The sequence below is a fragment of the Tepidibacillus decaturensis genome (assembly GCF_001561915.1).
GTDB lineage: Bacteria > Bacillota > Bacilli > Tepidibacillales > Tepidibacillaceae > Tepidibacillus_B > Tepidibacillus_B infernus.
This window is the reverse complement of sequence record NZ_LSKU01000001.1, coordinates 1,877,862-1,897,907: the sequence shown is the minus strand read 5'-3', so window position 1 is coordinate 1,897,907 and position 20,046 is coordinate 1,877,862. Positions and strand designations below refer to the sequence as shown.

General features: G+C 36.8%; 19 protein-coding genes and 1 pseudogene. 13 read left to right on the top strand and 7 right to left on the bottom strand.

Annotation, left to right across the window (positions count from 1 at the left end; all coding sequences use genetic code 11):
* The first annotated feature begins 159 nt into the window (after window positions 1-159).
* The 3 genes from U473_RS08990 to U473_RS08980 are packed head-to-tail and all read left to right on the top strand — an operon-like array spanning window position 160 to window position 3,007.
* Window positions 160-891 (top strand): (Fe-S)-binding protein, encoded by a 732-nt coding sequence (locus U473_RS08990; RefSeq protein ID WP_068725497.1) that lies wholly within the window; start codon window positions 160-162, stop codon window positions 889-891.
* Window positions 888-2,309 (top strand): LutB/LldF family L-lactate oxidation iron-sulfur protein, encoded by a 1,422-nt coding sequence (locus U473_RS08985; RefSeq protein ID WP_068725495.1) that lies wholly within the window; start codon window positions 888-890, stop codon window positions 2,307-2,309. The genes U473_RS08990 and U473_RS08985 overlap by 4 nt, the downstream gene beginning before the upstream one ends.
* Window positions 2,306-3,007 (top strand): LutC/YkgG family protein, encoded by a 702-nt coding sequence (locus U473_RS08980; RefSeq protein WP_082732461.1) that lies wholly within the window; start codon window positions 2,306-2,308, stop codon window positions 3,005-3,007. The genes U473_RS08985 and U473_RS08980 overlap by 4 nt, the downstream gene beginning before the upstream one ends.
* A gap of 78 nt (window positions 3,008-3,085) precedes the next feature.
* On the opposite strand, the gene U473_RS08975 is transcribed toward U473_RS08980, so the two are convergent.
* Window positions 3,086-4,414 carry an FMN-binding glutamate synthase family protein gene (locus U473_RS08975; protein ID WP_201024172.1) on the bottom strand — a complete coding sequence of 443 codons (1,329 nt, stop codon included), beginning with the start codon at window positions 4,412-4,414 and terminating at the stop codon, window positions 3,086-3,088.
* Between the two features lie 257 nt (window positions 4,415-4,671).
* Here U473_RS08975 and prxU point away from each other — a divergent pair.
* Window positions 4,672-5,271, top strand: a pseudogene (prxU, locus tag U473_RS15250) (thioredoxin-dependent peroxiredoxin); the annotation flags it as partial.
* A 147-nt stretch (window positions 5,272-5,418) separates the two neighbouring features.
* Entirely contained in the window at window positions 5,419-6,528 is a 1,110-nt protein-coding gene (locus U473_RS08960; RefSeq protein WP_235589092.1) for a UDP-N-acetylmuramoyl-tripeptide--D-alanyl-D-alanine ligase, read from the top strand.
* Here U473_RS08960 and U473_RS08955 read toward each other — a convergent pair whose 3' ends face one another.
* Window positions 6,529-7,587, bottom strand: a complete 1,059-nt coding sequence (locus U473_RS08955; RefSeq protein WP_082732459.1) for a CapA family protein — start codon at window positions 7,585-7,587, stop codon at window positions 6,529-6,531.
* A gap of 173 nt (window positions 7,588-7,760) precedes the next feature.
* Here U473_RS08955 and U473_RS08950 point away from each other — a divergent pair, with 173 nt between their 5' ends.
* The gene (locus tag U473_RS08950; protein ID WP_068725486.1) at window positions 7,761-8,327 is read left to right on the top strand and encodes a GNAT family N-acetyltransferase; all 567 of its coding nucleotides are present in this window, start codon (window positions 7,761-7,763) and stop codon (window positions 8,325-8,327) included.
* 2 nt (window positions 8,328-8,329) lie between these two features.
* Here U473_RS08950 and U473_RS08945 read toward each other — a convergent pair whose 3' ends face one another.
* The 3 genes from U473_RS08945 to U473_RS08935 all read right to left on the bottom strand — a co-directional run bounded on the left by U473_RS08945 (window position 8,330) and on the right by U473_RS08935 (window position 10,472).
* The gene (locus tag U473_RS08945; RefSeq protein WP_068725484.1) at window positions 8,330-8,800 is read right to left on the bottom strand and encodes an NUDIX hydrolase; all 471 of its coding nucleotides are present in this window, start codon (window positions 8,798-8,800) and stop codon (window positions 8,330-8,332) included.
* A gap of 153 nt (window positions 8,801-8,953) precedes the next feature.
* Window positions 8,954-9,982, bottom strand: coding sequence for an aldo/keto reductase (locus U473_RS08940; RefSeq protein ID WP_068725482.1), 1,029 nt, complete (start codon window positions 9,980-9,982; stop codon window positions 8,954-8,956).
* Between the two features lie 103 nt (window positions 9,983-10,085).
* Complete coding sequence (locus U473_RS08935) at window positions 10,086-10,472, bottom strand: PaaI family thioesterase (RefSeq protein ID WP_068725481.1); 387 nt, start codon at window positions 10,470-10,472, stop codon at window positions 10,086-10,088.
* 159 nt (window positions 10,473-10,631) lie between these two features.
* Between U473_RS08935 and U473_RS08930 the strand changes: the two genes are divergently transcribed.
* Genes U473_RS08930 through U473_RS08910 form a run of 5 tightly spaced genes read left to right on the top strand, consistent with a single transcriptional unit; the run spans window position 10,632 to window position 16,945 of the window.
* Window positions 10,632-12,050 (top strand): isochorismate synthase, encoded by a 1,419-nt coding sequence (locus U473_RS08930; protein ID WP_068725479.1) that lies wholly within the window; start codon window positions 10,632-10,634, stop codon window positions 12,048-12,050.
* The gene (gene menD, locus U473_RS08925; protein WP_068725477.1) at window positions 12,043-13,815 is read left to right on the top strand and encodes a 2-succinyl-5-enolpyruvyl-6-hydroxy-3-cyclohexene-1-carboxylic-acid synthase; all 1,773 of its coding nucleotides are present in this window, start codon (window positions 12,043-12,045) and stop codon (window positions 13,813-13,815) included. Before U473_RS08930 ends, menD begins: the two co-directional genes overlap by 8 nt.
* The gene (menH, locus tag U473_RS08920) at window positions 13,799-14,638 is read left to right on the top strand and encodes a 2-succinyl-6-hydroxy-2,4-cyclohexadiene-1-carboxylate synthase (RefSeq protein WP_068725475.1); all 840 of its coding nucleotides are present in this window, start codon (window positions 13,799-13,801) and stop codon (window positions 14,636-14,638) included. The genes menD and menH overlap by 17 nt, the downstream gene beginning before the upstream one ends.
* Window positions 14,628-15,446: a 1,4-dihydroxy-2-naphthoyl-CoA synthase gene (gene menB / locus U473_RS08915; protein ID WP_068725473.1), complete on the top strand. Its 819-nt coding sequence runs from the start codon at window positions 14,628-14,630 to the stop codon at window positions 15,444-15,446. The genes menH and menB overlap by 11 nt, the downstream gene beginning before the upstream one ends.
* A 23-nt stretch (window positions 15,447-15,469) precedes the next feature.
* Entirely contained in the window at window positions 15,470-16,945 is a 1,476-nt protein-coding gene (locus U473_RS08910; RefSeq protein ID WP_068725471.1) for an o-succinylbenzoate--CoA ligase, read from the top strand.
* 43 nt (window positions 16,946-16,988) lie between these two features.
* Here the strand turns inward: U473_RS08910 and U473_RS08905 are convergent, their stop codons facing one another.
* Window positions 16,989-17,771 (bottom strand): DUF4367 domain-containing protein, encoded by a 783-nt coding sequence (locus tag U473_RS08905; RefSeq protein ID WP_068725468.1) that lies wholly within the window; start codon window positions 17,769-17,771, stop codon window positions 16,989-16,991.
* On the bottom strand, window positions 17,768-18,334 hold the full coding sequence (locus U473_RS08900) for an RNA polymerase sigma factor (RefSeq protein ID WP_068725466.1): 567 nt from the start codon (window positions 18,332-18,334) through the stop codon (window positions 17,768-17,770). Before U473_RS08900 ends, U473_RS08905 begins: the two co-directional genes overlap by 4 nt.
* Before the next feature lie 244 nt (window positions 18,335-18,578).
* Between U473_RS08900 and U473_RS08895 the strand changes: the two genes are divergently transcribed.
* Window positions 18,579-18,812: a hypothetical protein gene (locus U473_RS08895; RefSeq protein WP_068725464.1), complete on the top strand. Its 234-nt coding sequence runs from the start codon at window positions 18,579-18,581 to the stop codon at window positions 18,810-18,812.
* A gap of 265 nt (window positions 18,813-19,077) precedes the next feature.
* Entirely contained in the window at window positions 19,078-19,992 is a 915-nt protein-coding gene (locus U473_RS08890; protein WP_068725462.1) for a hypothetical protein, read from the top strand.
* Window positions 19,993-20,046 lie beyond the last annotated feature (54 nt).

Genomic DNA, 20,046 nt, shown 5'->3' with positions numbered 1-20,046 from the left:
TTGGTGGCGGGTAGTTCACAAATTTTCTATTGTACCTACAGAATATGTGAGATAAAATAAAAGGAGTAGATCATAGAACAACCTCATGAAGTGATGAGGTTGTTTTTATAGGCAGGTCATCTGATGACCATACAATCTTATGAATGGGTGTGAGGAGAAATGAAGGTATCGCTTTTTGCAACATGTATTACAGACATGTTTTATCCAGATGCGGGGAAGGCGGCAGTCAATCTGTTACGACGTTTTGGCGTAGAGGTTGATTTCCCACAAGGACAAACTTGTTGTGGACAGCCATCTTATAATAGTGGTTACATGGAGGAAACTCGTCAAGCAGCTAAACAGATGATACGAGCATTTGAAAACAGTGAATACATTATTGGCTTATCTGGTTCTTGCAGCTCAATGTTAAAAGTTCACTATCCAGAACTCTTTGAAAATGACCCAGAATGGTATCCAAAGGCAGTGGCATTATCTAAAAAGGTGTATGAATTTTCTCAGTTTTTTGTTGATGTATTAGGTATTACCGATGTGGGGGCAGAGTTGAATACAGCAGTAACCTTGCATATTGCTTGTCATACTCGTAGAGGAATGGGGGTTGTTGATCAACCAGAGGCAATGTTGAAAGCGGTTAAAGGATTAAAATTTGTGCCTATTCCAAATGCAGAGGATTGTTGTGGATTTGGTGGAACCTTTTCAGTTAAAAATCACCTGATATCTGAGGAAATGGTTCAAGAGAAATCTGAGCATGTGTTAGAAACAGGGGCTAAGATCTTAGTTGGAACCGATATGGCTTGTTTAATGAACATTGGTGGTCGGTTACGTCATAATGGTAAACCGCTTCCAATGATGCATATCGCAGAATTATTAGAACGGGGGTTGGCGAACAAATGAGTAATGAAACCCAACAAGCTTTCGTTGATCGAGTAAAAAAATCAAAGGAGGATGAATTCCTTAAACTTTCGCTTCAGCGGGCACAAACTAGATTTCGTGATGGAAGACAGGCTAGGTCGGAAGAATTAGGCAATATCGAAGAATGGAAGGAAAGGGCAAGCCAAATTAGAAGACACACAATCGAGAATTTGGATAGCTACTTAGAACAATTTGCAACAAATGTGCGCAAGTTAGGTGGACATGTACACTTTGCCCCAACAGACTCAGATGCTTTAGACTATATTAAAAAAGTAGTGAAGGAAAAAGATACTCATTCCATTGTTAAATCAAAATCAATGGTATCTGAAGAAATGCATCTTAATGAAGCTTTAGAAGAGATTGGGATCCGGATGGTTGAGACAGATTTGGGTGAATATATCATTCAACTAGCTGGAGAAAAACCTTCTCATATTATTGTTCCCGCTATTCACAAAAATAAGGAACAGGTTGCAGAATTATTCTCAAAAGTAGCTGGGGAAGAGTTACCTGCAGATCCAGAAAAGCTAACGGCGTTTGCAAGACAAAAACTACGTCAGGAATATCTAAAGGCAGAGGTTGGAATTACTGGTTGTAATTTTGCTGTAGCAGAGTCGGGTTCCTTTATATTGGTAACCAATGAAGGAAATGCTCGTATGTCTACTTCTTTTCCCAAAACCCATATTGTAATTATGGGAATGGAAAGAATTGTACCTACGTGGGAGGATTTAGACGTCGTTGTTTCCTTGTTGCCAAGATTTGCGACAGGACAGAAAATCACAAGTTATGTAACCGCTTTTACCGGTCCAAAGCGGGAAGAAGATGTGGATGGTCCGGAAGAATTACATGTGGTCATCGTCGATAATGGACGTTCCGAAATTCTAGGGACAAAATATCAAGAGGTTCTAAAATGTATCCGCTGTGGTGCATGTATCAATGTATGCCCAGTCTATCGCCATATTGGCGGTCATGCCTATGGCAGCGTTTATCCAGGTCCAATAGGAGCCGTTTTATCACCATTATTAGGAGAAAAAGACGAACACAAGGAGTTACCTTTTGCTTCAACATTGTGTTATGCATGTTCAGAGGTGTGTCCTGTTAAGATTCCATTAGCTGAATTGTTGGTGGAACATCGTAAGGATTATGTGGATAGCAAGAAAACTGCCTGGGCTGAAAGGATTGCAATGAAAGGCTTTGGTATGGTGATGGGCAATCAAGGCTTATATGAAAAAGCAATAAAGGCTGCAAGACCATTATCTAGTCCCTTTACAAAAGATGAATATTTTGATAAATCATTACCGGTTTTAAAGAATTGGACAGATGTCAAGGATCTGCCTCGACCAGCAAAAGAGACTTTTAGAGATTGGTGGAATAAAGAAGGAAAGGATGCTGGTAAACAATGAGCATAATGACAAATCAAAACCAAGAAAAGTTCTTAAATCATCTGGCCAAAAGACTAGGTCGTGATCGAAAGTCAGGTGTTACTTCACCAAAGCATGAGCATTTTCCTTGGGATCATCTGTATCAAGATTTAGATCAAAATGGATTTATTAATCAATTTATTAAGAATTTGCAGGATATTGGTGGACATGTCAAAAGAGTTTCTTCTGATATGGTAACAAAAGAAATCGACCAAATCATCGTTGAACATCAAGCCAAAAAAGTCATTACTTGGGATGATCCTGATATAGAGGGATATCAACTTGAGAAACATTTACAAGGGAAAGCAGAATATGTGAAATGGGATATAAATAAAAAGTTTGATTCCTTAGTCCCTTATGCTGAACAAAGCCAAATTGGGATTACGATGGCCGACTTAGGGCTTTCCGAAACAGGTACGATCATGCTATTTAACCAAGGTGGAAGAGGAAGAAGCGTGAGCTTATTGCCTGAAGTTCATATCGCTATTTTACCCGCTGAAAAAATTGTGCCTAGGATTACTCAAGCGATGAAAAAAATTAAAGAAACAATAAATGAAAAAGGTCAGCTCCCTTCACTGATCAATTTTATTTCCGGGCCTAGTCGTACTTCTGATATTGAGATGGTGTTAACTATTGGGGTTCATGGACCTAAAAAACTATATGTTCTGGTTGTTGATTGATAAAGAAGCCTCTTTTCTTTTTTTTGAAAAGAGGCCTATTTTTACATTTGTGGGCTCTTTGTCATTCATTTGAAAAGATTAAGGGTTTGGCTCTCCTGAATAGCCAATGTTTAATGCGTTTGCCAAATCCTTATTTACACTGACAAGATCGTTTCGACTTAGTTGACTAAAAGCAGTTTTCCCTAACCCAATAACTGCAAGTTTCATATCTTCAATCGATGAGTTTAAGAAGTTAGCTAAATGCTTAGCTCCTTCTTCAATATCTAATTTGTCAATCATTTTACCAGTATGAAGTAGTAGTTGCGGTGGAGGACTAAATGGTAATGTTTTTTCTACTTGAGATTGTGCTAAGGCCATTAAGGCAATGGTTCCAATATAGACTGCATCTGCCCCTAAAGCTATTGCTTTTAAGAATACACCAGGGTCTTTCATCCCTCCTGCGACGATCACTTGATATTTATCTCGTACACCTTGTTCTTCTAAATAGCGGATTGTCCGGGAAAGTCCATAAATGGTAGGCAATCCAACATGGTCTTGTAGTAAGGAAGAAGCAACAGCTGTTCCTCCTTCAGCCCCATCAATTACAATGTAATCCACATCAGACTGGATGATCACTGCCAATTCTTTCTCGATATGGTGATTAGCCGCTATTTTAATTCCAATGGGTACATCATAGTCTTGTTTTAATTGATTAAGAAGTTGGATGACATCTTGAGGACTATTTACTCCCTTTAGCCTAGAGCTAAATACTGCGTCTTGGCCCTCTTCTAATCGCCAAGTTTTTCTTAAATGTTCATCGATTTCTGACGCTTTTTTTGTGGAAGGTGTAGCATTTCCGTATGCACCTTGACCAAGCTGAACTTCAATTGCATCTAATTGCTTTAGGTCGTCTGGCATCATAAAGTGTCCACGATTTAACTGACCAATGAGTAGAGCAGCAGCAGACCTCTCTTCATCAGAAACGGCCGATTCACCCGTATTGGTGCTCGTTCCAGCCATGGTTGCCCCCTTTGCTAAAGCTACTTTGGCATTTAAGCTTAGAGAACCTCCATAGGACATGCCAGTAATCATGATTGGTATACTTAAATGAAGTGGTTTTTTTGCACGCGGTCCGATCGTTACACTCGTATCAATAGGAACTCCTTCCATCGTAGGTAATTGAAAGAGTTGAGTCGAATTCAAGTAGAGTAAATCCCAATGAGAATGATTGATTGGACTTCCTAAAGGGCGAGTGATACTTTGTCCCGATTGGGCTCTAATTCCAGCCTCTATGATAGAACGAATTCCTAATCGTTGTGTAACAGTAAGACCTTCTAACAAATTATTATCATAGGGTTCTGTCATGATCTTGTGAATCATCTCATCAGTCATACTGTTTAAGATTTTGTTGAAAATGTATTCAAACAAGTAAAAATCACCTCCTAAGATTTCTTCAATTAGTATTTGATAGAAAATAGAATTTATCCAAATTTGAAAGGTTCTCACTTATTAAGGGAGAGATCAAGCCGAAGAAAGATACTAAACTTAAAAGTATAGAAAAGTGAAAAAATAAATTGATTGGTAGAAATTTCTTTGGTAAAATTTTAACTAGATCAAAGAATGAAATGAATGAAGCTGAATTATACTAGTAAAGTGAGCTTACTAATAAAAGGTTTAAGGGAGGAAAAAGAATGGTTCAAGTTGGACAAAAAGCACCTGATTTTACAGCTAAAGCTTATCATCAAGGGAAATTTACTGAGGTAAAACTTTCAGATTATGCCGGCAAATGGATCATGCTCTGCTTCTATCCAGGTGATTTTACTTATGTCTGAGCAACTGAAGTAGCAGCAGTTGCTGCTAAACAAGCTGAATTTGAAGCTCTAGGCGTACAAGTACTATCTGTAAGTGCAGATAGCATGTTTGTTCACAAAATGTGGAATGATGAAGAATTATCTAAAATGGTTGATGGTGGCGTAAAGTTCCCAATGTTATCAGATAATGGGGATATAGGAAGAAAATATGGAGTGTATAAAGAAAGTGAAGGCGTTGATATGCGTGGCCGCTTTATCATTGATCCTGATGGTGTAATCCAAGCAATGGAAGTATTAACTCCACCAGTTGGGCGTCGTGTTGATGAAACCCTTCGTCAAATCCAAGCTTTCCAACATGTTCGTAACTCAAACTATACAGAAGTAACACCAGCAGGATGGACACCTGGGCAACCGACATTAAAACCAAGCCCAGAATTAGTAGGGAAGATTTGGAAAGAGTGGAAACTTTCTTAAGATATATTTATAAGTTAGACAAAACCTCTTGAGTGTAAAATCATTCAAGAGGTTTTTTTCATCTTTGCCTATACATTTGATTAGCATTTTACATAGTATAACATTAAGATGCTCTATTAATGGCAGATGGGGGGAGGGGATTTTGTATTGCCTAATCCTATGATTCTTAGTATTCCTGTCATCGCGATAACAGGGAGTGCTGGTAAAACAACAACAAAGGAAATGGTTGCATCTATTCTACAAAAACGGTATAAAATTTTAAAAACACAAGGTAATGCCAATACTTACAAACATACAGCAAAATATGCAAATATGATTCAACCCTACCATAAGGCTCTTGTGCTTGAATATGCAATGTTACATGCAGGTGGGATTCGACGACATTGCCAGATCATTCAACCAAACATTGGAATTATTACAAATGTTGGAACAGCACATATTGGCAATTTTAATGGAAAGATTGAGGGTGTTGCCAAAGCAAAATCAGAACTGATTCAATATATGAAACAAACAGGCTTACTTGTAATCAATGCGGATGATGAATATTCTAAATTATTAAATACCAAGAAGTTTAAAGGGAAAATACTAACCGTGGGAATTGATCAAAAGGCAGATATTCAGGCCAAGAATATCAATTTTCTAAGAAATGGTATGACGTTTAAGATATCATTAGAAAATAAAGAATATGAATTTTACATCTCAGCCTTAGGTAAACACAATATTTATAATGCATTAAGTGCAATCGCAGTGACAAACCATTTAGGTTTTACGCCGAAAGAAATTCAAGAAGGATTAAAATCATTTAAGCGACCATGGAGAAGACTTAATATTTACCAACTTCCAAATGGCATAAAAATCATTGATGATACCTATAGTGCCAACCCTCATGCGATGAAAGCAGCGATTGATGTTTTATCGCAAATAGGGAAGGGAATGAATATAGCCGTTTTAGGTACAATGTTAGAAATGGGAAAATACTCAAAAAGAGCTCATCAAGAAGTGGGAAAATACATTGTAAAGAAAAAAGTGGATTACCTTTACACATATGGAAAAGATGCAACCTTGATTGGAAAGGCAGCTAAAGAATTAGGGTTTCCTCCAAAAAGAGTATTTCACTTTACCAACAAAGAAAAATTAAATCATTTTCTCACTAAGTATTTAAGGCCAAATACGACGATTTTAGTGAAGGCATCACATGGAATTAGAATGAATGAAACCGTAAAATATCTGATTGCGTACAGCAAAAAAGCCATTTGATTATAAATGGCTTTTTTGCTCTATATGAGTTGTCGTGTTCTTCCATATTTTTTTCATTGTGCGAATCTCTTCGGTGGATAAATGGGAGTCTGGTTGGCGTAAGAACTTTTCAATAGGTAAGACTCTATAACGAATTTTGCGAAGTTTATGATTCTGTTGTGTCCATGTGGGGACGTAATCAATCTTTTTAATATTCGTTTCTCCTTTTTCATTTTTTTCAACAGTAATATTTACAATAACTCCGCTTTCTGTGTGGATATTTTTCCACATTCGTTTGGAAATGAAGTTCCCTAATGAGTTAATCACGACCCCCTTTTTTGTGGTTCCATCAAACCTTGTTACATTTTTCAAAACCATGGGTTGAATCACATGGGGATGGGAACCTAAGATAATATCGGCTCCATGTTTTAATAGTGTATTTGTAATTTCTATTTGTCTTTTACTAGGATAACGATGAAATTCCCTACCAAAATGTAATGAAACAATCGTTACATCTACTTTCGGTTTGATACGGTATAAGTCAGCTAATATTTTTTTGAGGTTAATTCGATTAACTAACCAAGGCTGATCCTTAGGAACCGGGATATAGTTGGTTCCATAAGTATAATTCAGAATACCTATTTTAATACCTTTAATCGTTTTAATGAGTAAATTCTTTGATTCTTTATATGTTCGGAATGTACCTGTATGTTCAATTTCATATCGATCAAGAATATCTAACGTTCTATTTAAACCTTTTACACCGCGATCCATACAATGATTATTAGCAGTTGTTATCACGTCAAAGCCTGCTTTTTTCAGAGCTGGTGCTAATTCATCAGGACAATTAAACATGGGATAACCTGTTTTATCACTTTTTTGTTGATATATTTTCTCTCTTCCTGACAGGGTTGTTTCTAGATTGCCAATCGTGAGGTCTGCAGTCTTAAGATAAGGTGCGATTTCAGTAAACAGATGGTCAAATGAATAACTTCTTTTATTAGGAATTCTAGCTGCTTCAATTTGACTGTTCCACATTAGAATATCTCCAACAGCTGAAACTACGATTTCAGTCGACACTATATCCCCTCCTTTTCCTATTCGTTACACTTTTATGGTAAGATAAATACGATTGTTATAATAAATACAAATCCAATCATGATGTTTTTTTATAGTTTATGCGAAAAGAAAAGATACGGTTTATGTGGTTTATACTAAAAAAGCATAAAATCTATCGTTGATGGTGAAAAGAAATGGTGGTAGCTAAAAATCAACTTCTGTTTAAGCCCTTTCAATGGGAATGGGCAGTAAACATGTACAACTACCTAAAAAAAGAAGAGGTTAAAAGATATTTGGATCTCCCCTTGTTCTCTTATCTAGCTTATACAGAATGGCTAAAGCAGATGGAATGGTTAGAATGGGTAGGGCAAGCCTATCATCGAACCATTTGGAATCAGAACGGGGAAATGATTGGTGGTGTTTTTCTTCTAAAGATTGATGAGGAAAATCGTGTAGCAGAAATGGGTACATGGATTAGAAAAAGAGACTGGGGAAAAGGATTTAATCAACAACTGAAAGAAAAGGTCTTAAATGACACTTTTGAAGAAATGAATATAGAAGTCGTTTTATTTTTTGTCGATCAAGAAAATCTACGCTCAATTAAGGCTTTGCAAAAGTTGCCATATGTTAAAGAGCCAGAAGTAGGAGAATATCAAGAACTTTTACGAAGAAAGGAATTTAAGCTAGGGAAACCTCTTCGTTTATTTCAAACAAAAAGGGATGATTTTAAAATCATCCCTTGTGGTATCAATAGATTGTAGTATTAATCAATGAGATAACGTACAAGCGTTTTATCTCGATTATGATAAAATCTAGCAAAAGTTACTTGTTGTTTTTCTAGCATTGGCGGGACAAACAGTTTATCATTTCTGCCTACTGGTCGATCCCAAATCTCGTCTAAAGGGATCCATTCTAGTTTTCCTTTATTTGAAGCGGTTTGTTCTCCAGAGAAATCCTCTGAATAAAATACATACAATGTTGTTTTTGCTAGAACATCATCTTCAGGATTTGGCTGCATCATAAAGTGAACAATTCCCCTTAATTCTAGGTTGTTTAAGCTTAGACCTGTATCTCGCAGAATCTCTCTTTTTACCGTATCTAATGGGCTTTCATGATCTTTGATTTCTCCCCCAGGAAAAAGCCAAGAACCGATATGGCGGCCTTTTTCCTTCTGAAGCATGAGGATTTCTCCATTTTTCACCATTAGGCAAGTGACAAAGAATTTTTGTTCCATCATCTACTCTCCCTGCTTTTTTTTATTTCTATAAAAAAGTATATTTGATTTTAGCTTTTCTTTGTTGTACAAATCCAATAAAAATGTAAAGATTTGATGACAATTATGATATAAAATAAAACCCACCTTTTTGGTGGGTATATTTGTATTCTATTATTCTTCAACAAGTTTAGCGGGTTTGTTTTTGCTGTTGGCAAATGGTTGAGCCAATCTTTCTGCATAGCCATTGACCCATAGGGATTCAATTCTATCCATTTCCTCTTGAGTGAGAGGTTGTTTATCTGAACTCTCGGAAAACTCCTTTAAATTCTCTTCATTAGTAATGTTAGGGAAGACCGATTTCACAGAAGGTCTAGCTAAGGAAAAAAGAATAGCCAACTGGCCAATCGTACGATCTTTTTCTTGATACAAAGGCTTAAGCTCTCGTACAACATCTAATCCTGCTTTCATCCATTCTATTGGGCGATGATTACGATGATCGCTTTTATCAAAATGTTTGTCAGGATCATAAGTACCATCTAACAGACCTGAGGCATGTGGAACCCTAACAATAAGGGAAGTTTGATGTTGATCTGCATAAGGGAAAAAGTCTCTTGCAGGATCTTGTTCTAGAATATTATTGATCACATGAACCACATCATATTTTTCAATTGCGGCAAGTCCTTCATCTTTCCAACCAATATCAGGGCCTAAGGCAACACCATAAAAGCGAATTTTACCTTCTTCTTTAAATCGTTCTAGTGTTTCCAGAACAAGGTCACTTTGAATCGTACTCATTCTTGCATTATGTAATTGATAAAGGTCAATGTAGTCTGTTTGTAGTCGTTTTAGACTTTCTTCTAGTGAACGACGCATTGATTCAGGGCGCCAATCTTGAGGCAATTCAGAGTGTCCAGTTCTCTCACCGCGGTTGGTATAAATATCATAACCACCTTTTGTTGCAAAAAATAAGTTATGGCGTTTATCCTTTAATGCTTCAGCGATGATCGTTTCACCACGTCCATTCCCATAAACATCCGCTGTATCGAAGAAATTGATTCCGTAATCTTCATAAGCAGAACGTAAAAGTTTCTTTCCCAATTCTTCATCTGTCACACCCCACCATTTGGTAGCAACAGTCCAGACCCCAAACCCTACTTCAGACACTTTAAAATCGTTTCCTGGTAACTGGCGGTATTTCATCAAATTTCACCTCATTATTTTAAATGTTATCACTATAATTATAGTGTAACATGTTGAAAAAAAGATAGATAGAGAAAATAAAATCATAAATATGGGATAAGGATTATCTTTTAGCGACGATGGCCACAGTGCATCGGGAAACACAAACTTTTTTATTTTCTTCATCTGTAATATCGATCTGCCAAACCATCATGGTCTTTCCTTTATGTACAGGGGTTGCTGTTGCATAAACAATTCCGTCTTTTTTACTACGAAGATGATTCGCATTGATCTCAATCCCAAATGCAGCTTCCGTTTCTTGATTGATATTGAGCATTGTTCCAATACTTGCAGCTGATTCAGCAAGAACGACAGAAGCACCACCGTGAAGGTAACCCATGGGTTGTCTTGTATTAGGACCAACAGGCATACTTAAAACCACTTGGTCTTGTTCTAATTTTACAATTTCAATCCCTAATGCTGCATGAATGGTATGTTGGATAAGATCCATCGTTAAGACCTCCAGTTAGATGAAAGACATTTCAAATGATATCTTTAAGTTTATCATTTATCTACTTGTTGAAGTCAATCCTTTTCAATGAGATCAATTACATATATAATAATAGAAGAAATGAACGTCCATTCATTTTTTTAGTAATGGAGGATTCTTATGATCACAACCAACAAAAATATATATCCCAAATGGATTTATGATGGAATTAAGAATTCACAACAAACGGGAAGAGCCTTCATTATATCTTACGTTAAAAAAATTGAACCCATAGATCCATTACATTTTTTTAGAAATGGAGCAGAGTTATTTTTTGGACAACGACTTTTTTGGTCAGACCCATCAGGTGAGATGTCTATTGTTGGGGTTGGAAATATCTATGTAATCGAAGCAGAAAAAGAGATGCGCTTTCAAACTGTAAAGGAAAAATGGACGAAATTGTTAGATCAGATCATATTAAATGATGAGTCTGAGGGTAGCGTAATAGGAACAGGCCCTCTTTTGCTTGGTGGTTTTTCTTTTGATCCTTACAAACCTAAATCAAGTTTATGGCAAGAATTTAAAGATGGAATGATGTTTTTACCTGCCTTTATGTTAACCCATTTAAGAGGAGATAGCTGGTTAACTATCAATCTTCAAGTTGCTGAAGATGATGATCCCGAGCAAACTGCAATGAAGCTAGAGAATGAATTAAACACGTTACTAAAAGAGAAAGAAGAAAGCTTGGATTGTGAAAAAGATCAGTCTTACAAGACAATGATCCAAGAGGTTGAACCTGAATCATGGATACATTCTGTAAGGAAGGCTACTCATCAGATTCAACAAGGCCGCTTAGAGAAAGTCGTTTTAGCCCGTGAACTTCAGCTTCAAGCAACCGATACAATTCTAGCAGAAGATATCCTTTATCGTTTACGCGAACAGCAACCGGCAAGCTATATTTTTGCGATAGAGAATGGAGAAAAATGTTTTATTGGTGCTTCACCTGAAAGATTGGTGAAAAAAGAAGGGAATCAACTCTTAACCACTTGCTTAGCAGGAACCATCCGTCGTGGAAAAACCATTGAACAAGATGTAGAATTAGGCCAACAACTACTACATGATCGTAAAAATCGCTATGAACATGATCTTGTGGTACAAATGATTCGATCTGCAATGGAAGAAGGGTGTAGTAAGGTAGTGACTCCATCTGAACCCATATTATATAAATTAAAAGATGTTCAACATCTATATACCCCTATTGTCGGATATAGTGATTCCACTTCAATCTTAGACATGGTCGAGCGATTGCATCCTACCCCTGCATTAGGTGGGTACCCTAGAGAACAAGCAATGGAATTGATTCGAAAAGAAGAGATTCTAGATCGGGGTTGGTATGGTGCTCCTGTTGGTTGGTTAGATAGGCAGGGAAATGGTGAATTTGTAGTGGCCATTCGTTCTGGAATGATTTATCATCATTTGGCTTCATTGTTTGCTGGGTGTGGAATCGTTGAGGATTCAATTGCAGAAAGTGAATATGAGGAAACAATGATCAAATTTAAACCAATGTTAACGGCAATTGGGGGTAAAATAAATGAGTAACGAGGCAATGACCTATTATCTCGCATCTTTTGTTGATGAACTGGCAAGATTAGGTATTTGTGATGTCGTGGTTAGCCCAGGATCAAGGTCTACACCATTAGCCATCCTGATGGCAGAGCACCCTAAGATTAAAGTATGGATGCATGCTGATGAACGATCTGCAGGTTTCTTTGCTTTAGGGATGGCAAAAGAAATGAGAAAACCTATCGTACTACTTAGTACATCTGGGACTGCAACTGCGAACTATTTGCCAGCTATTGTTGAAGCATATCAATCTAGAATTCCTTTACTTGTTTTAACGGCAGACCGTCCTCATGAATTAAGGGATGTAGGGGCTCCTCAGGCGATTGATCAAATTCATTTATATGGAAAATATGCAAAATGGTTTGTTGACATGGCCTTACCGGAGAGCACGTTCTCTATGTTACATTATGTTCGTACGATGGCTGGAAGAGCAGTAGCAATGGCGGCAAATGGGCCAGCGGGAGTTGTTCATCTTAATTTTCCTTTGCGTGAACCTCTTGTTCCCAACTTAGATTTACAAAATTTATGGGAAAAGGGTAGAAGTGAAGGGAAACCATACATAAAAGTGACGAAAGGGAATCTAGAACTAAGCAGTGATGAACTTAAGCTTCTAGCAGAAGAGCTGCAGGAAGTTGAGAATGGTTTGATTATTTGTGGTCCTGAAGATCACCTTGAACTTAGTCAAGCTCTTACACGATTAGCAGATAAGCTTCAGTTTCCAATTTTAGCTGATCCATTGTCACCTCTTCGCACGGGGAGCCATAGCAAGCAATGGGTGATCGATAGCTATGATTCCTTTTTACGCAATGACGAAGTAAAAACGAGCTTTAAACCAGAGTTGATTCTCCGTTTTGGGGCAATGCCGATTTCAAAAGCATTGTTACAGTATATACAACACCATTCAGAGGCACGTCAAATCATTATTGACCAAGATCAAGGCTGGCGAGAACCAACCCTGATGGCATCCAAAATGATTTATGCAGATCCAATCCGTTTTAGTTACTCGCTTGCTGAGTATCTAGAAAAACAAAAAGAACCTTCATTATGGGGGACAAAATGGAAGCAATTAAATGAAATCAGTCAGTCCCATATGCAAACCTTTGGTAAGATGGAATCCTTATTTGAGGGACAGGTCGTCATTGAACTACAGCAGCTTCTTCCAGAACATGCAATTCTCTTTGTTGGAAATAGTATGCCTGTTAGAGATTTGGATACCTTTTTGGCTAACACGGATAAGCCACTACGAACGATGGCTAATCGAGGAGCCAATGGAATCGATGGGGTTGTCTCTAGTGCATTAGGAGCAACTGTGTCAGGTTCTCCTTTAGTTTTAGTGATTGGCGATCTATCCTTTTATCATGATCTAAATGGATTGCTAGCTGCTAAGCTGCATCAATTAAATGCAACCATTGTCTTAATTAACAATAATGGTGGAGGAATTTTCTCCTTTTTACCGCAATCCAAACAAGAGAAGCATTTTGAATTGTTGTTTGGTACGCCACTAGATTTGGAATTTGAACATGTGGTGAAGATGTATGGCGGACGTTATAAGCGAATCAAGGATTGGCAAGAATTCCGTCTAGCCGTAAATCAAAGTCTCTCAACCGTAGGGCTTGATGTTATCGAAATCCTTACGAATCGTCAGGAAAATGAGCAACTTCATCGGAAGCTTTGGCATTCTTTATCTGAAAAGATTTCAAAATGGAAAGTGCAGGTTGATCAGGATGAGAATCGAGGTTAACCAGATTTACTATCATGTTAAGGTGGTTGGACAAGGTCCTACCTTGATGCTCCTTCATGGATTTACTGGGTCAATGGAAAACTGGGAACCTTTGATTCAAGCTCTAAGTCCTTTCTATCAACTGGTGCTGGTAGATATTTTAGGTCATGGGCAATCAGATAGTCCTAGTGATCCAAATCACTATGATATTGAACAAATTTGCGATGATTTAATTCAAATCTTAACAGAGCTAAAACTAGATAAAATACATCTGTTAGGTTATTCTATGGGGGGAAGGTTGGCGTTAACGTTTGCCATCAAGTATCCTGATCGCGTCTTTTCTTTAATCTTAGAAAGTGCATCTCCAGGAATTGACTCAAAGGAGGAAAGAGAGGAGAGAAGGAACAAGGATAGGATTTTAGCTGATTTTATCGAAGAGAAAGGGATTGAGGCTTTTGTAGATTATTGGGAAAATATCCCACTTTTCTCAACGCAAAAACAGTTACCACTAGATCTACAACAACGTATTCGTTCAAATCGGTTAAAAAACAATCCATTGGGACTAGCTAATAGTCTTCGTGGAATGGGGACAGGTCAACAACCGTCATGGTGGGATCATTTATCACAGTTTGAGCTCCCCGTTCTAATCATAACGGGAGAAAAGGATGAGAAGTTTTGCCGAATTGGGCAGCAAATGGCTAATCGATTGAGGGATAGCAAACATATTATTGTTGAACATGCTGGTCATACCGTTCATCTTGAACAACCAGCTCAATATATCAATATTTTAAAGAATCATTTGGCATTACATAAAACAAAGGAGGATTATTATAATGGTTATTGAGTGGGTAAAAGAAAGGGAATATGAAGACATTCTGTATGAGACATACAATGGAATTGCAAAAATTACGATCAACCGTCCTGAAGTGCGAAATGCATTTCGTCCAAAAACAGTGATGGAGATGATCGATGCCTTTGCCTATGCCAGGGATGATTCCAAAATCGGTGTCATCATTTTAACAGGAGCAGGTGATCAAGCATTCTGTTCAGGTGGTGACCAAAAGGTACGTGGTCATGGTGGTTATGTAGGTGATGATCAAATCCCTCGTTTAAATGTTCTTGACTTGCAGCGTTTGATCCGTGTCATTCCAAAACCTGTGGTTGCAATGGTTGCTGGATATGCAATTGGAGGTGGCCATGTGCTACATGTCGTTTGTGACTTAACGATTGCTGCAGATAATGCCATCTTTGGCCAAACAGGACCTAAAGTAGGTAGCTTTGATGCTGGTTATGGTGCAGGCTATCTAGCTCGAATTGTTGGTCACAAAAAAGCAAAAGAAATCTGGTACTTATGTCGCCAATATAATGCCCAAGAAGCTTTAGAAATGGGTTTGGTCAACACAGTTGTACCTCTTGAAAAGCTAGAGGAAGAGACGGTTAAATGGTGTGAAGAAATGCTAGAAAAATCACCAACAGCTCTTCGCTTCTTAAAGGCAGCCTTTAATGCTGATACAGATGGATTAGCTGGAATACAGCAATTGGCTGGGGATGCAACCCTTCTTTACTACACGACCGATGAAGCAAAAGAAGGTCGCGATGCTTTTAAAGAAAAAAGAAATCCAGACTTTAAACAATTCCCACGTTTTCCATAAGCCATTAAGTGAGGCCAAGGAAGATGGAAGAGAAGATGTTGAATTGGCTTTATAAAAGAGCTGAGCTTACCCCTAATCGTATCGCATTACAGATCGAAGGCCAGACATGGACCTTTTCTGAATTGCACCAAAATGTACGAATGCTCGCTTATCGCATGTATGGTTTAGGCATGAAAAAAGGAGACCATGTGGCCTTCTTGCTAAATAACGACCTGTATACGGTTGAAATCATTCATGCTTTAACCTATGTGGGTGCAGTGGTGATTCCCTTAAACACAAGATTAAGCAGACAAGAAATTGCTTATCAATTGCAAGATGCAAAAGTAGACTATTTACTTTTTGATCAAGAATATGCGGAGCAAGTTCCAGAACCAAATGGTAAGGGATTATCAGTAGTTCGTGTAGAAGAACTTTATCGTACCAAACTAATTGAAGGTGCCATTCAAACTGAGATTGATTTAAACCAGACTTTTACCATCTTGTATACATCGGGTACTACAGGAAAACCAAAGGGAGTTATGTTAACCTATGGTAACCATTGGTGGAGCGCAATTGGCTCTGCACTAAATTTAGGATTAGATGTGAATGATCGCTGGTTAGCTTGTCTACCATTTTTCCATGTCAGTGGTTTATCCATTTTGGTTCGAAGTGTGGTCTATGGGATTGCTGTCGTATTACATAAAAAGTTTGATGCGAAAAAGGTGAATCAATCGATAAAAGAAGATCGAGTGACTCTTATTTCCGTGGTGAGTACCATGCTTTCTCAGATGATCGAGGATTTAGGTGACTCCTCTTATCCGGAGTCCCTTCGCTGTGTCCTTTTAGGAGGCGGGTCGATCCCTCAACCATTACTTGCCAAAAGTAAACAGTTAGCGATTCCTGTGTTTCAAACCTATGGAATGACAGAGACCGCTTCGCAGATCGTTACCCTTGCACCAGAGTATATGTTGGATAAATTGGGTTCAGCCGGTAAACCCTTATTCCCATCACAAATAAAAATTGTAGATGGAGATCGGGAAATGAAGGCAGGAGAAGCAGGGGAAATCGTTGTAAAAGGGTTTAATGTAACAAAAGGCTATTTTGGAAATGAACAAGCGACAAACGAAGTAATCTATGATGGTTGGTTACGTACTGGTGATATAGGTTATCTTGATCAAGATGGATTCCTCTTTGTTCTTGACCGGAGAAAGGACTTAATCATATCGGGTGGAGAAAATATCTACCCAGCCGAAGTGGAATCGGTCATCTTAGAACACCCAGCCATTGAAGAAGCTGGAGTGGTGGGTCAATCTGATCCAAAATGGGGACAAATCCCTGTGGCCTTTGTGAAAGTAAAAGAAGGACAAGAGGTTACGGAAGCAGAATTGATCTCGTTTTGTAAAGAAAGACTTGCAAAATATAAAGTTCCCGTCTCCTTTACATTTGTAGACGAACTCCCTCGAAACGCTGCAAAAAAACTATTAAGAAGAAAATTAGTCGAACAATTGCAGAGCAAATAGTGATATAAAAAAAGGTGGAAGGAAAAATCTTTCCGCCTTCTGTTTATAAGGACTTTGCAATTTGGATGATTTCTTCTTTTGTTAATTGGCCTTCAATCGAATAATAAAGATTTTGATCCACCCAGAAAAGTTTCACAATTCCATTTTTAAATGTTAATAATGAAGCTTCTCGATCATACCATAACACTTTTTCCACTTTTGTATCATCAGTATCCACAATCGAACCTGAGCCAAATCCGTCACCAATCGTCATTTCGTTAATTGAAAAACTTCTTGTATCACTCCTAAAATGAAGATAGATGTTATCACTCTTTTCATTTTGCTGTTGCAATACGGTTACATTCATCAAATTAAATTCACTAGGAACTTGTTTTGGTATTTTAATAGGGAAAGCAGTATTATTTTTGGCTTCTTCTAGACTCATTTGAACACTCACAATTTCGGAACCTTCAACAACAGAAAATTGATCCGAATCAGGAGGGGGATTTTTACCTTTTTGATCTGTTTGACTACTGACCCTTGTAAACAATTGGGTTACTGGCCCTTTCACCTTAAAAAAGATTTCTGTTACTTTACTAAATGCTGAACCGTTTTGTGGGATTAGTATAGCTGTAAGTAGTAGAATAAGAATAAGAGAAGAAGTATACAATGACTTTTTCTTCGATCGAAAAAATCTTTTCCATGGATTGTTATTTTCTCTTAATTTCTTCTGAATCGCTTCCCATGCTTCTTCCTTTGACAATCGTGGAGGTGGACATTTTTCGATTTCCTCAAGAATGACTTCTTTCATCAATTGATCAAAATTAACATTTTTTTGATCGGTCATCCTAATTCACTTCCTTTTCCTTTCATTTGCTTTCGAACATTTTCTATTAATTTTTGTTTCGCTCGGTGAATCTTGGATTTTACTGTTCCTAGACTTTGGTGTAATTTTTCCGCAATCTCTTCATCTTTGAGACCATAGTCATATTTTAATATTAATAGTTCCCTGTAATCAGGTTTTAATTTTGATGCTTGTTCTTGGATTAGTTTTCTTAGGTATTGATCTTCAAGTATTTTTTCAACAGGAGAAATTAGTGGATTAGACGGGTTTCTATCTATATAGACGTCATTAATCGTAAAATCGTTCCATTTTTTTATTTTTCTTAGAAAATCAATTGCTGTTCTTGTCGTGATGCTCCCTAACCAAGGACCAACCTTGTTAAGGTCTTTTAAAGTATGAAATTGATTAAAGGCTTTAATAAAGGTTTCTTGTGTGACATCTTGAGCAATGAATTCATCTTTTGTGATGTAATAGGCTGTTGAGTAAACCTTATAATAATATTTTTCAAAAATCTCTTCTTTGAAGGGGTCATTCTTTTTTACATTCAAAAAATATTCTTGAGCCAAGGAATTCACCTCCTAAACTTAGGCAATTTTTAACTATTATAACGTAGATTAGCAAATGTTGATATGGTAAAACGAAAGATCATTTGTAGAAATATAAGGACTTTGGTACCAATTTTCATAATGTTAAGAAAATTATTTAAAAAAAGCGCATCGTTTTTTTAAAATGATTCGTCTATTAGGTAGAAAGGCAAATCTATTTAACTAGTTTATTTGCGCAAAAATCAAACAATATGGAGGGAATAAAATGAGGAAGTTTAGCATGTTAGGATTAATGGGTTTAACTTTTATTTTAATGGTGGGTGTTCTTTTTTCGCCGTCAGTTATTGCTGATAGTTCAATTCCAACAGATGGAAATGCATCAAAAAAGACGACGTATGGTGAGGGAAGTACTTATTCAGAAGCTAGTATTCAAGCTTCCCAATATTTTAAAGAAGGAAAAATAAGGCTTCTAGATTTGTGGCTTACTCAACAATATTAAGTAAATCTGTTATGATATAGGACTTTTGTATTATTTTTTCATTTATAAGAAAATTTTGATAAAAAATCGAACCGTTTTATAAAATGGTTCGTCTATTAGGTAGAAAGATAAATTTTAAAAAGTGAAAAAAGAGAGGGGGTAGATCGTTATGAATTAAATTTTAAATTAGTATTAAGCAGGAATAAATAGAATCAAACTTAAGAATAACAAAGTATTAGAGCGATTTTCAAATTTTTATGGAATTTTAGAGGAGTATTAAAAAGATATGAAAAGGATACTAATAATTCTTGGTTTATTAGCTTTATTTGGTACGGTCTTTTCACCTTATAGTATTGCAAAAGAAGATAATAACAGTCATGTTTCTAACATTATTGAATCCTTAACAAAATATGATGAAAAGACATTAGTAAAATTGATAAGTAATCAGTACATGACTCTTTTGAGAAAAAAGCATAAGGGCGAATTAAAAGAAAAAATTGTACTAGAAAGATATGAGGAATACTACCATCCCGCATTAAAAAATACTACCGAAGCAAAAGAGTTCTGGATAGATTTAAAGAAAAATCGTTCAAATCATTTATCTTATGAAGACAGTGTTTCTATTAATAGTTTTCAACCAGAATATGGTGATATTAAAATAGAGCATATTTATTCAATTGGGCCGGATGATGGTGATGTATTTTCAACCCAAACAGGGTACAAAGAACAATTAATGGCAAAAACTTTTGTAAAATATTTTGATGTTTTAACTGGATTTAGAAAGTCAAACCCTATTGCAATGTTTACTTATCAAAATGTACGTGATGCTTGGGTCAGTAATACTATAGGAACAGCAGATGCAATAACCGATTCAGTAGGACATGATAAAAAAGTTTATTTCTACGATGGTGCGAAGTGGGTATATTCAGCCAATTCATATCAAAAAGAAAATTATTGGACATATAGATTACACTCGCCTGAAGAAGGAGAGCTTCAATATACTTCTTATTACAGAACAGATGGTTATTTACCTCTTCAATGGGTATATATGGAGAATTTCCATGATGATATTGCCTTAGCTAATATGGCTGTGAATGGATTTGAGCAAAAAAGAATAATTTATGATAATTCGTTTGGTGGTGAAGTAGTCCTAGAAGAAGATTGGGTCCAACAAGGAACACCTTATCCAATGCAAAACTAATAATAACTTTCTAAAGGTTATGCTATTATTTAAGCATAACTTTTTTTAAAAGAT